Genomic DNA, 11,663 nt, shown 5'->3' on the forward strand with positions numbered 1-11,663 from the left:
GCGGATGAAGCAGCGATGAAGCAAGCCATCTGCAGAGTGCGGTTGGTGATCCGATGTGCAGTTGTGATCCGACGAATCCGCCGGCTCCGGGCCGAAGCTCGAAGGCGGTAGCACGTTACGGGATTGACGGATGTGACACAAGGGACGAGTTGGAAAACTGTGGACAGCGCAAGTGGACACGCCGGGATGTGGATGATTTCTTCGGCCAGGTGTTCGATGGCGCAGTGTGACCGCGCAGCGTGACGTGGCGCTACCGCCGTCGCGCGCGCCGGCGGCGGATCGCCTGGCGGTCCAGCGGCGCGGACATCACGTCGCCCAGCACCACCCCGGTGCTGATGGCGAGCGCGACTGCCGCCGCGCCCATCATCGTGCTGATCGCCTGCGCCTGCGTGGCGACCGACGAGCTGACGATGCTGCCGGCGACCGCTTCGTACATGCCGCGGAAGATGCGCATGCCGGGCAGCAGCGGGGACACCGCCGGGACCACCATCACCAGCGCGGGCGCCCCGAGCCGCAGCCCGATCATCCGACCGAGCACGCCGATCGCCACGGCGGCGATCGCGATCGACGTGGTGGCACCGAGGCCACCGGAGGAGATGCCGAAGAGGTGGAACGACTTGGGCAGCCCATTGGCGAGGAACAGTCCCAGGCCGCCGAGGAGGCCGGCGGGCAGCAGGTGCTTGGGCAGCACCCGCATCGTCACCGCACCCGAGACGCCACCGATCGCGCCGCCGATCACCTGCAGCCACAACGACGCCGGAGCCGCGGTGAGTGAAAGTGCCTGGGGTGCGGTCAGTTTGAGGTCGAGCGCCTTGTCGATGCGCAACGTGAGCGACAGGCCGGCGGCCACGCCGACGATGATGCCCGACGTCTTCAGCAACACCGTGAGCAGGCGGCCGGCGCCGGTCACCGGATAGCCGGTCACCGCGTCCTCTACCGCGGAGACCATCGCCCGCCCGGGCAGCAGCACCACGATCCCGGCAGCGATGGCATATCCGAAATCGTTTGTGGTCATTTCCAATCCGATCCAGTGATGGACCGCGACGAGATAGCCGAGCCAAGCGAGCAGGACCGACACGGCCGCGCCGATCGTCGCCTCGTAGAAGGACGGCACCGCCCGCTTGCTGAGCCAGCGACCGATGCGATCGACGAGCAGTGTCGACACGATCGCGACGACGATCGCCATCGTGTGACCGCCGAGCAGCGCACAGACGGAGCCGGCCAGCCCGGCATACCCGAGCGAGACCAGCCACCTCGGGTAGAGCCGCGACGAACGCTGGATGCGGCGCAGCTTCTTGGTCGCCGCCTCGACGTCGTCGATGCCTCCGGAGACGAGCTCCTCCACCAGCCCGTGCACGGCGGTGAGGCGGGCGAAGTCCCGGGTGTTGGAGCGCACCACCCGCAGCAGCGTCACCGGCACGCCGGCCGGCGTCGGCGCCTGCACCAGCAACGACTGGTTGGTGATGTCGACCTCGACCCGCCGCAGACCGGCGGCCGCGGCGACGGCGACGACCGCCGCCTCCACGTCGCGCGTGCCCGCGCCGCACCGCAGCAGGAGTTCGCCGACGCGCACCGCGAGCTCGAGCGCGCTCCGCACGGACGCCTCCTGCTCGGGCGCCTCCATCGTCCGGGGATCCCGGTATGGCGTGTGCCGCAGCGAGTCCGCGATCGGCAGGGGTTCGGTGACGGGCTCACCTTGCAGAAATCGCAGCCGTCCCGAGATCGGCAAACCTGCGGGATCGGTCTCCTGCTGCTCCATCCGGACAGCGTATGACGATCGGGTGGCCGCCGGATATGACGCGCCTGAGGACGAACTGAACGCCTTATCTACCAGGCGGATTGGGCAACACGCCCTGCATCGGCACGCTGCTGTCGGTCTGGAACGGCCACCAGCTCACGTCCGACGAGAGATGGGTCAGCCCCCACAGACCGCACACGACGGCGACCGCGATCAGCAGCCCGACGATGATGCGGGTGACCGGCTGTCCACGCACGACACCGCGCACGATGCTGCGCGAACCTCGGCGCAACGGGATGCCGCCGGGCCCCCACCACATCACCAGCAGGGCGATCAGCATCCCGACCGCGAGCGGCGCCGGCCGCGCCAGATAGGCCGAACCGCCTTGCGTCATCGACCAGCCCAGCGCGACGACCGCCGCTGCGCAGGCTCCGACGAATGCCGGGATCAGCACGGTGAGCAAGGTGGCGAGCGCCGCGACCAGCCCGTGCCAGGGCGAGGTCACCGCGGCGACGAAGCCGTCGGAGCGGCGCCGCCCCGAGCTGAACCGCCGCAACACCATCGAGGTGACGGCCTTGTCGCACCACCGCGCGGCGATCGCCCACAGCAGCACGACCACGACGCCGAGGGTCGGCCAGAGCGCGGTGACGCCGACGGCCGCGGCAGCGAGCGCGGCCAGGGTGCCGGTGCGGGCCGGCTGGCCGATGCGCGGGTCCGGCGGTGGCACGAACCTGCCGGGCGGCAGCGCGGGCTCCGGGCGGTCGTTCGGCGGCTGCTGCTGCGGGCGGGACTGTCCTCGCGGCCCGAATCCGGCCGGGGAAGAACGTGGTTGGGCTGCTCGCTCGTAGGGCAGCCGCTCCGTCGCGGGCTTGGCGACCGGCGGAGGTGAGGTATGACGGGACGTCGCGGGCCGGGCGATGGCCTCGGTCGGCGGCTTGGCCGAGCGCAGCGGGATGTGCCCGGTCTGCCCGCCGGCGGCGAAGACGTCGAGTTCGGCCAGCACCTCCGGTGCGGAGGGGCGCGCCGCCGGGTCGGGGCTGAGCGCCGCCTGCAGCAACGGCCGCAGGCGTGGCTCGACTCCCGACAGGTCCGCCTGACCGCGGCTGACCCGGTCGAGCACGACGGTCATCGGCCCCCGCCCGAACGGCGGCTGGCCGGACGCGGCATACGCAAGCGTCGCCGCCCAGCCCCACCAGTCGGTGGCCTGACTGACGTCCGCCCCCTCGACGATCTCGGGCGAGAGGTAACCGGGTGTGCCCATCACCAGCCCGGTCGAGGTGAGTCGCGCGTCGTCGGCGACGTGCGCGATGCCGAAGTCGATCAGCACCGGGTCGTCACCGACGAGGAGCACGTTGCCGGGTTTGAGGTCGCGGTGCACGATCCCCGCCGCATGTATGGCGCCGAGGGCGTCCGCGAGGCCGCGGCCCAGCCGGGCCAACCGGGCCGCGCCGAAGGGGCCGTCGTCCTCGACGACCTCGTCGAGGGGTGCGCCCGGCACGAAACTGGTGACCAGATAAGGACGTTCGCCGTCGACCTCGGCGTCGAGGAACGACGCGACGTTGGGAGACTTGACCCGCACGAGGGTGCTGACCTCGCGGCGGAGGCGTTCGCGCGCTCCGGCGTCGTGGGCGATGTGGTCGCGCAGCACCTTCACCGCGACCGGGTCGCCGTGCACGTCGAGGCCCTTGTAGACCACGCCCATGCCGCCCTCGCCGAGGCGGCCGATCAGCCGGTAGTTGCCGAGCATGCGCTGAGTCGGCGGCAGCACGACGGTGGGGTCGCCGTAGTTGCCGTCGGGGCCCCCGTCATACGCGCCGTCATAGGCACCGGCACCGCGCCTCGGCAGCCGGTGCGTGCCGTCACCGGCACCCGGGCGGGCGGCAGCGGAGCGGTGGTCGGCGGTCATGTTGTCCACGGTAAGCGACAACGCCTGAGAACCCGCAGAGACGCCCCGGGCGCCCGGGCCTCACGTGGTGATGTAGGACTCCAGCTGGTCGCGCTCGTCCTGCAACTCCTGCAGCCGGAACTTCACGATGTCGCCGATGCTCACGATGCCGACCAGTTGGTCGTCCTGCACCACCGGCAGGTGCCGGATGCGGTGCTCGGTCATCAGGCCGGCGAGGCTGCGGATCTCGTCGTCCGGCCCGCAGGTGTGCACGGTGGTGGTCATCAGCTCGGACACCGGCCGCTCCAGCAGACCCTCCAAGTCCCCCGAGTCCCCCGAGCGCGCCGAGTGCTCTGACTGCTCGGGCAGCGCGCGCACGACGTCCCGCTCGCTGATGATGCCGCTGATCGCTCCGTCGTCCATCACCACGACCGCGCCGATGCCGTGGTCGGCGAGCGTCTGCACGAGTTGCCGCACGGTGGTGGTCGCGGGGACGGTCACGACCTCGGGTCCCTTGCCCTTGATCAACTCCTGGATGCGCATGACTCACGGTATCCCCGGGTAAGCCTCCGCGACCAGATCTGCCTCGACCCGGGCGGCGGCCGGGCCGGTGCGCCGATAGCCTGTGGTCACCGCGGGGGCCCCGGCCGGATGCGTTCGTCGAAGGAGTTGTGCTCGTTGCCGAAGGAAACGTTCGACCTGGTGATCGCGGCCAACCGGCTGCCCGTCGACCGGGTCGTGCACCCCGACGGCGAGGTCGAGTGGCGTCGCAGCCCGGGCGGTCTGGTGACCGCGATGGAGTCGGTGATGCGGGGCCGGGACGGCGCCTGGATCGGCTGGTCCGGCGACCCCGGTGAGGCGCCGGAGCCGTTCCGCGAGGACGACATGCAACTGCACCCGGTGCCGTTGTCCGCCGACGAGGTCAGCGACTACTACGAGGGTTTCAGCAACGGCTCGCTGTGGCCGCTCTACCACGACGTCATCGTGCAGCCGACGTTCAAGCGGCGCTGGCGGGCGGCCTACGAACGCATCAACAAGCGCTTCGCCGACGCCGCCGCCGACCTGGCGGCCGAGGGTGGCACGGTCTGGGTGCAGGACTACCAGCTGCAGGAGATGCCGGCGATGCTGCGCGCGCAGCGGCCGGACCTGCGCCTCGGCTGGTTCAACCACATCCCGTTCCCGCCGGTCGAGCTGTTCATGCAGTTGCCGGCGCGCGAGAGCCTGCTGCACGGCCTGCTGGGCGCGGATTTCCTTGGTTTCCAACGCAAAGCCGATGCCTACAACTTCCTCAACGCGTGCCGGCAGTTGCTCGCCGCGAGCGTCAAGGGCGACGTCGTGCGCCTGCCGGACGGGCACGCGACCCGCGCGGCGGCGGTGCCGATCTCGATCGACGCGCAGGCGATGGCCGACCTGGCGACGACGCCCGGGGTGAAGGCGCGCGCTGCGGAGATCCGCGAGCAACTCGGCAACCCCGAGCACCTGATGCTCGGCGTCGACCGGCTCGACTACACCAAGGGCATCCGGCACCGGCTCAAGGCGGTCGGCGAGCTCTACCAGGAGGGCGCGCTCGACCCGGCCACCACGAAGTTCATCCAGGTCGCCACCCCGAGCCGGGAGCGGCTGGAGGCCTACCAGCACATTCGCAGTCAGGTCGAGCGCACCGTCGGCCAGATCAACGGCGACCACTCCCCCATCGGCGCGCCCGCGGTGACCTACCTGCACCGCTCCTTCCCGCGCGAGGAGATGGCCGCGCTCTTCCTCGCAGCGGACGTCATGCTGGTGACTCCGTTGCGCGACGGGATGAACCTCGTGGCCAAGGAATACATCGCTGCCCACGACGGCACCGGGGCGCTCGTGCTGAGCGAATTCACCGGCGCCGCATCGGAACTCAAGCAGGCCTACCTCACCAACCCGCACGACATCAGCGCCCTCAAGCAGTCGATCATGAACGCCATCCAGGCGCCGCCCGACGTGCTCGCCCGACGGATGCGTGCCATGCGCCGGCAGGTGATGACCCACGACGTGCAGCGCTGGGCCGAGGACTTCCTGACCAATCTCGCCGCCGCTCCGGAGCGACCCCGCTGATGTCGGAAGCCACTCTCCCGCAAGCGCTTTCGGCGTATGCCGCGCGCAGCCCGATCCTGCTGGCCACCGACTTCGACGGCGTGCTCGCACCGCTGGTGCAGGATCCGTCGACGTCACGCCCGGTCGACGGGTCGATCGACGCACTGCGCGAACTTGCCCGCACACCAGGCGTTTTCGTTGCCATCGTGTCCGGCCGGGATCTCGCGGCGCTTCGACAGCTGACCGGCGTCACACCCGAGGAAGGCATCACCCTGATCGGCTCGCACGGCGCCGAACCCGACCGCGACCTGCCGCTGCGGGTCGACTTCGACGACGCGGCGCGGGAGCGGCTCGCGCGGGCCACCCAGGCACTGGAGCAGGTCGTCGCCGCACAGCCCGGCACGCGGCTGGAGCACAAACCGGCCGGCGTCGTGCTGCACACGCGCGGCCTGTCCCCCGAGGCCGCCGACGCCGCGGCGACGCAGGCGCTGGCGATCGACCTGCCGGGCGTGCACACGATGAGCGGCAAGCAGATCGTCGAGTTCAGCGTGCTGCCGGTCACCAAGGGCATCGCGCTGCAGGCGCTCGCCGCGCAGGACGGCACGGTCGCGACCTGCTACCTCGGCGACGACGTGACCGACGAGACCGCCTTCGCGGTGCTGCCCGCCGACGCCGGCAACGTGACGATCAAGGTCGGGCCGGGGCCGACCGGCGCGGAGTTTCGCATCGCCGGTCCACCGGAGGTCGTGGCGGTGTTCCAGACGGTGTTGCGGGCGGTGCCGCACGACCGCTGAGGCCGCCCACATCGGGACGTGACCAGCCCAACCACGCAAATGCGAACAATTTCGCACGTTTGCGCACAAGGGCCTGCGTCATACGCCAAGATGGTGCTGTGGTCGACGTCACATGCGGCGTCGCCACTTCCATTCACAACGGATCGTCCGGCACGTTCCTGCCGGTGAAGGAGATGCATCAGCATGGCTACTGTCACGTATGACGAGGCAACCCGTGTCTATCCCGGGGCCGACGTCGCATCGGTCGACAAGCTCAACATCGACATCCAGGACGGCGAGTTCCTGGTGCTCGTCGGACCGTCCGGGTCGGGCAAGTCGACCGCGTTGCGCATGCTCGCCGGCCTCGAAGAGGTCAACGAGGGCCGCATCCTGATCGGTGACCGCGACGTCACCAACCTCTCCCCCAAGGACCGCGACGTGGCCATGGTCTTCCAGAACTACGCGCTCTACCCGCACATGACGGTGGCCGACAACATGGGCTTCGCGCTCAAGATCGCCGGCGTGCCCAAGAGCGAGATCCGCAGCCGCGTCGTCGAGGCCGCCAAGATCCTCGACCTGGAGCCGTTCCTCGACCGCAAGCCGAAGGCGCTCTCGGGTGGTCAGCGGCAGCGTGTCGCGATGGGCCGCGCGATCGTCCGGTCGCCCCAGGTCTTCCTGATGGACGAGCCGCTGTCCAACCTCGACGCGAAGCTCCGGGTGCAGACGCGCACCCAGATCGCTTCTCTGCAAAGGCGATTGGGCGTCACGACCGTCTACGTCACGCACGACCAGGTCGAGGCGATGACGATGGGCGACCGGGTCGCGGTGCTCAAGGACGGCCTCCTGCAGCAGCTCGACACCCCGCGCCGCATGTACGACCACCCCAACAACGTCTTCGTCGCCGGCTTCATCGGCTCCCCCGCCATGAACCTCCTCGAGGTGCCGGTCGCCGAGGGCGGCGTGAAGCTCGGGTCGATTGTGCACCCGGTCAAGCGCGACCCGCTCACCAAGACCGGCAACACCGTCATCGTCGGCATCCGCCCCGAGGACCTGACGCCGGCCACCGAGGGCGGCATCCCGGTCGAGGTCGACGTCGTCGAGGAGCTCGGCGCCGACGCCTACGTCTACGGCCGCACCAACGTCGGCGGCGAGGAGGACAAGCAGATCGTCGCCCGCGTCGACGGCCGTCAGGTGCCGGACAAGGGCCAGATGATCCACTTCGTGCCGAAGGGCGAGGGCGACCACCTGCACCTGTTCGACCCGGAGTCCGGCGAGCGTTTGGGCGACTGAGTCCTTTCGGCTCGATCCCGCGCGTCGGGACCCGCTTGCTGCGCTGCGCGGGTCCCGGCTGTCATCTTCGCGGCTCCCCATCGGCTCGATCCCGCGAGCCACAGACCTCTCGGCGGCATACCTCAATGAGGAGGTATGCCGCCGAGTTGCGTCATACGGGAGCACGGGCGAGCACAATGGACGCGTGGCTCTCGACATCACCACCGCCCGACCGTGGCCGGCCCTGCTCGATCTGCCGTGGCGGCTGCCGTTGGAGGACTGGCCCGAGGAGCGGCTGGCCGCGCTGCCGCGGGGCATCTCCCGGCACGTGGTGCGCTTCGTGCGGCTCGAGGGGCGGGTCATCGCGATCAAGGAGATCAAGGCCGACATCGCGCGTCGCGAATACAACATGCTGCGGATGTTGCGGCGGCTCGGGCAGCCGGTGGTCGAGCCGGTCGGCGTGGTCGCGGGCCGGCTCACCAAGGACGGCGAGCCGCTCGATGCGTGCCTGCTGACCCGGCACCTGCAGTTCTCCCTGCCCTACCGGGCGATGCTCAGCCAGAACCTCCGGCCGGACACCGCCGCCCGGCTGATCGACGCGCTCGCCGTGCTCCTCGTGCGACTGCACCTGGTGGGTTTCTGGTGGGGCGACGTGTCGCTGTCCAACACGCTGTTCAAGCGCAGCGCGGGTGAGTTCGCGGCATACCTGGTCGACGCCGAGACCGGTGAGCTGCACGACAAGCTGACCAAGGGCCAGCGGGAGCACGACCTCGACATCGCCCGGGTCAACATCGCCGGCGAGATGATGGACCTGCAGGCCGGCGGCTTCGTCGGCGAGGACATCGACCCGATCGCGATCTCGGATCGCATCATCCAGCGCTACAACGTGCTGTGGCAGGAGCTGACCGCGGTCGAACGCTTCGACGCCGACCAGCGGTGGCGGGTCGACGAACGCATCCGCGTGCTCAACTCGCTCGGGTTCGACGTCGGCGAGCTCGACATCACCACCGACTTCGACGGCACGACGATCCAGATCCAGCCGAAAGTCGTTGATGCCGGCCATCATTCGCGCCGCCTGCTGCGCCTGACCGGGCTCGACGTGGAGGACAACCAGGCACGCAGGTTGCTCAACGACCTCGACGCGTTCCGCGCCGCGCACGAGCGGCAGAACGACGACGAGGAGCAGGTCGCGCACGACTGGCTGATGCAGGTCTACGAGCCGATCACCCGCAGCGCCCCGCCGGAGATGCGCCGCAAGATGGAGCCCGCCGAGCTCTTCCACGAGGTGCTCGAACACCGGTGGTACATGTCGGAGAAGGCCCAGCGCGACTTCACCATCGAGCAGGCCGTGCAGGACTACATCGACACGGTGCTGCCGGACAAGCCCGACGACAGCGCGGTGGTCGGGGTGGACACCGACGCGATACCGGTGCGCGCCAACCGCTGAGCGGTCGCCGCGCCGGCAGCGCAGAGGGCAAAGACAGCACCGACGGCACAGTCAGCGCCGTCAGGCGAGCGGGCGGCCCTCGGCGTCGTCGATCTTGCGCAGCAGCAACAGGATGAAGTCGACCAGCGACCAGATGCCGCAGGCGCCGAGCGTCACCAGCTTGAGCACGCCGAGCCCGACCTGGCCGAGGTAGAACCGGTCGACGCCGAGACCGCCGAGGAAGAACGACAGGAGGACGGCGGTCAGCCAGTCCTTGCTGGAGAAGACACCGGGCACCTGCTTGGCGGGGAAGTAACCGCCGCCGGCCGTGCTGCGCACCGCGGTGTCGCCCTTGATCGCGCCGGTCGAGGCCAACTGCTGCAGCCCGCCGTAGGACACCGGGCCCTGCTCCTGCCCCATGTTCATGATGAAGAAGGAGTCGTTCACCGGTGAACTCCAGCCCGGGCCGGGCTGCTGTGGATAGGCGTCGTTCGGGTGCGGCGCCCCGTCGTACTTGCTCATTGTCGTTCCCCCGTCGGGTGGATTTCGGGTCACCTTACGGGACGTCGCCATCGCGCTTGCGGTTTCATCACGGAACCGGGTGATCATCCCCGACGTCTGCACTGCCGAGCACGAAGCCTGCGAGGCTTCGGCACACCACTCGATCTTTACGACGGGTGCCCCATCGATGCAGGAGGAATCGACAGCATGTCCAACTACGGCAATGGCGGCGGGCAGGGACCGCAGGACCCCTACGGCGCGCCGAGCGGGGGCCAGCAGGGCGGGGCCGGTCAGGGGGCGCAGCCGAGCCTCGGTGGGCAGTATGGCGCGCAGCCCGACTCGGCCGGCCAAGCCAGCCAATACGGCCAGGCGAGCCAGTACGGGCAGTACGGCCAGGCGCCATACGGCGGCCAGCCATATGGCGGCGTCGCGTTCGGCGACCAGCTTCCGCCGGACACCTACGCCAGTTGGGGGCAGCGGGTCGGCGCCTACCTGATCGACCTGCTCGTCGTCCTGCCGGGCCTCATCGTCTACTCCATCGGCGCCTCCGCGCAGAACGTGCTGGTGCTGGTCATCGGCTTCCTGCTGGTGGTCGGCCTCCAGGGATGGAACCGTTGGTACAAGGCCGGCACCACCGGGCAGAGCATCGGCAAGGGCGTCATGCACGTGCGGCTGGTGAGCGCCGACTCCGGCCGGCCGATCGGTCCGCTGATGGCCTTCGTGCGCGATCTGTGCCACTTCGTCGACGGCGTGATCTGCTACATCGGCTACCTGTTCCCGCTGTGGGACCGCAAGCGGCAGACGCTGGCGGACAAGATCGTCGGCACCGTCGTGCCGCACGGTGACAAGTAGGACGCGCAGCGCACGTCGAAGCCGTCTCGCCGAACCGTCATGGGGCCCGGAAGCTGTCGCTTCCGGGCCTTCGGCGACTCCCGCGGCTCTAGCATCGAACTACCGGACAACCGTCGAGGGAGCGATGTCATGTCGAACTACGGTGAATATCCACCACCGGCTGCACTGACCGCGGCGAAAAGCCAAGAACGTCAAGACTTCTCGGCTCGCTGCCGGGCGACTTCGTAGAGCGTGACCGACGCCGCGATGCCGGCGTTGAGCGACTCGATGGTCGAGCTCATCGGCACCGACACGATCTGGTCGCAGGTCTCGCTCACCAGGCGGGACAGGCCCTTGCCCTCGGAGCCGACCACGATGACCAGTGGCTCGCCCGCCAGGTCCAGCGCGGGCAGCTCGACGTCACCGTCCATGTCGAGGCCGATGACGAAGAAGCCGGCCTTCTTGAAGTCGTTCAGCGTGCGAGTCAGGTTGCCCGCCAACGCAACCGGGATGCGGGCAGCAGCTCCGGCGGACGTCTTCCAGGCGGAGGCGGTCATGCCTGCCGACCGGCGTTCGGGCACGATCACGCCATGCCCGCCGAACGCCGCCACCGACCGGACGATCGCGCCGAGATTGCGCGGATCGGTGATCCCGTCGAGGGCGACGACGAGCGGGACACCCGGCGCCTCGGGATTGATCAGGTCGTCGGGGTGGGCATATTCGTATGCCGGCACCTGCAGCGCGAGCCCCTGGTGGGTCGCTCCGTCGGTCATCCGGTCCAGCTCGGTGCGCTGCGCCTCCATGATCGGAATCGTCTGGTCGGCAGCGATCTTCAGTGATTCCTTGACCCGGTCGTCGGAGTCGATGCGGCCTGCGACATACAGGGCGGTGGCGGGGACGCCGACGCGCAGCGCCTCCACGACGGAGTTGCGCCCGGCGATCACCTCACCGCTCTGCTTGGCCGACTTCCCGCCGGAGCGGGCGGGCGCCGATCGTTTGCCGGCTTCGGCCTTGCGGGCGGCCTTGTAGGCCTTGTGGTTCGGGCGGTCGCTCGCCTTCGGCGTGGGGCCCTTGCCCTCCAAGCCGCGGCGACGCTGGCCGCCGCTGCCGACGAGCGGGCCCTTGCGGGAGTTGCCCTTGCGGACTGCTCCTCGGCGGCTCGAATTGCCAGGCATC

The 11,663-nt window shown here is 69.7% G+C and carries 10 protein-coding genes; 5 read left to right on the forward strand and 5 right to left on the reverse strand.

Annotated elements, in window-relative coordinates; all coding sequences use genetic code 11:
• Nucleotides 1-250: 250 nt before the first annotated feature.
• From HJ588_RS00805 to HJ588_RS00815, 3 genes are all read right to left on the reverse strand, one after another.
• The gene (locus tag HJ588_RS00805) at nt 251-1,759 is read right to left on the reverse strand and encodes a threonine/serine exporter family protein (RefSeq protein ID WP_171151042.1); all 1,509 of its coding nucleotides are present in this window, start codon (nt 1,757-1,759) and stop codon (nt 251-253) included.
• Between the two features lie 64 nt (nt 1,760-1,823).
• Nucleotides 1,824-3,644 carry a serine/threonine-protein kinase gene (locus tag HJ588_RS00810; protein ID WP_171151045.1) on the reverse strand — a complete coding sequence of 607 codons (1,821 nt, stop codon included), beginning with the start codon at nt 3,642-3,644 and terminating at the stop codon, nt 1,824-1,826.
• Between the two features lie 60 nt (nt 3,645-3,704).
• Nucleotides 3,705-4,166 carry a CBS domain-containing protein gene (locus tag HJ588_RS00815; RefSeq protein ID WP_171151047.1) on the reverse strand — a complete coding sequence of 154 codons (462 nt, stop codon included), beginning with the start codon at nt 4,164-4,166 and terminating at the stop codon, nt 3,705-3,707.
• Nucleotides 4,167-4,274: 108 nt separating this feature from the next.
• Between HJ588_RS00815 and HJ588_RS19155 the strand changes: the two genes are divergently transcribed.
• From HJ588_RS19155 to HJ588_RS00835, 4 genes are all read left to right on the forward strand, one after another.
• On the forward strand, nt 4,275-5,708 hold the full coding sequence (locus tag HJ588_RS19155; RefSeq protein WP_171151049.1) for an alpha,alpha-trehalose-phosphate synthase (UDP-forming): 1,434 nt from the start codon (nt 4,275-4,277) through the stop codon (nt 5,706-5,708).
• Nucleotides 5,708-6,481, forward strand: coding sequence for a trehalose-phosphatase (gene otsB, locus HJ588_RS19160; protein WP_171151051.1), 774 nt, complete (start codon nt 5,708-5,710; stop codon nt 6,479-6,481). The genes HJ588_RS19155 and otsB overlap by 1 nt, the downstream gene beginning before the upstream one ends.
• 183 nt (nt 6,482-6,664) lie before the next feature.
• Entirely contained in the window at nt 6,665-7,750 is a 1,086-nt protein-coding gene (locus HJ588_RS00830; protein WP_171151054.1) for an ABC transporter ATP-binding protein, read from the forward strand.
• A gap of 184 nt (nt 7,751-7,934) precedes the next feature.
• Nucleotides 7,935-9,176 carry a DUF4032 domain-containing protein gene (locus tag HJ588_RS00835; protein ID WP_171151056.1) on the forward strand — a complete coding sequence of 414 codons (1,242 nt, stop codon included), beginning with the start codon at nt 7,935-7,937 and terminating at the stop codon, nt 9,174-9,176.
• A gap of 60 nt (nt 9,177-9,236) precedes the next feature.
• On the opposite strand, the gene HJ588_RS00840 is transcribed toward HJ588_RS00835, so the two are convergent.
• A complete protein-coding gene (locus HJ588_RS00840) occupies nt 9,237-9,677 on the reverse strand; it encodes an NINE protein (RefSeq protein WP_246241732.1) in 441 nt (146 codons plus the stop codon).
• 186 nt (nt 9,678-9,863) lie between these two features.
• On the opposite strand from HJ588_RS00840, the gene HJ588_RS00845 reads away from it, so the two are divergent.
• On the forward strand, nt 9,864-10,508 hold the full coding sequence (locus HJ588_RS00845) for an RDD family protein (protein WP_171151058.1): 645 nt from the start codon (nt 9,864-9,866) through the stop codon (nt 10,506-10,508).
• A 191-nt stretch (nt 10,509-10,699) separates the two neighbouring features.
• Here HJ588_RS00845 and rlmB read toward each other — a convergent pair whose 3' ends face one another.
• Nucleotides 10,700-11,662, reverse strand: a complete 963-nt coding sequence (rlmB, locus tag HJ588_RS00850) for a 23S rRNA (guanosine(2251)-2'-O)-methyltransferase RlmB (protein WP_171151059.1) — start codon at nt 11,660-11,662, stop codon at nt 10,700-10,702.
• Nucleotide 11,663 lies beyond the last annotated feature (1 nt).

Origin of the sequence: Flexivirga aerilata, assembly GCF_013002715.1 — a bacterium.
Classification (GTDB): Bacteria; Actinomycetota; Actinomycetes; order Actinomycetales; family Dermatophilaceae; genus Flexivirga; species Flexivirga aerilata.

What these genes read in the sequence shown, in the direction of transcription:
- HJ588_RS00815 (WP_171151047.1), bottom strand. Translation starts at nt 4,166, where the DNA reads ATGCGCATCCAGGAGTTGATCAAGGGCAAGGGACCCGAGGTCGTGACC.
- HJ588_RS00805 (WP_171151042.1), bottom strand. Translation starts at nt 1,759, where the DNA reads ATGGAGCAGCAGGAGACCGATCCCGCAGGTTTGCCGATCTCGGGACGG.
- HJ588_RS00810 (WP_171151045.1), bottom strand. Translation starts at nt 3,644, where the DNA reads ATGACCGCCGACCACCGCTCCGCTGCCGCCCGCCCGGGTGCCGGTGAC.
- HJ588_RS00840 (WP_246241732.1), bottom strand. Translation starts at nt 9,677, where the DNA reads ATGAGCAAGTACGACGGGGCGCCGCACCCGAACGACGCCTATCCACAG.
- rlmB (WP_171151059.1), bottom strand. Translation starts at nt 11,662, where the DNA reads ATGCCTGGCAATTCGAGCCGCCGAGGAGCAGTCCGCAAGGGCAACTCC.
- otsB (WP_171151051.1), top strand. Translation starts at nt 5,708, where the DNA reads ATGTCGGAAGCCACTCTCCCGCAAGCGCTTTCGGCGTATGCCGCGCGC.
- HJ588_RS19155 (WP_171151049.1), top strand. Translation starts at nt 4,275, where the DNA reads ATGCGTTCGTCGAAGGAGTTGTGCTCGTTGCCGAAGGAAACGTTCGAC.
- HJ588_RS00845 (WP_171151058.1), top strand. Translation starts at nt 9,864, where the DNA reads ATGTCCAACTACGGCAATGGCGGCGGGCAGGGACCGCAGGACCCCTAC.
- HJ588_RS00830 (WP_171151054.1), top strand. Translation starts at nt 6,665, where the DNA reads ATGGCTACTGTCACGTATGACGAGGCAACCCGTGTCTATCCCGGGGCC.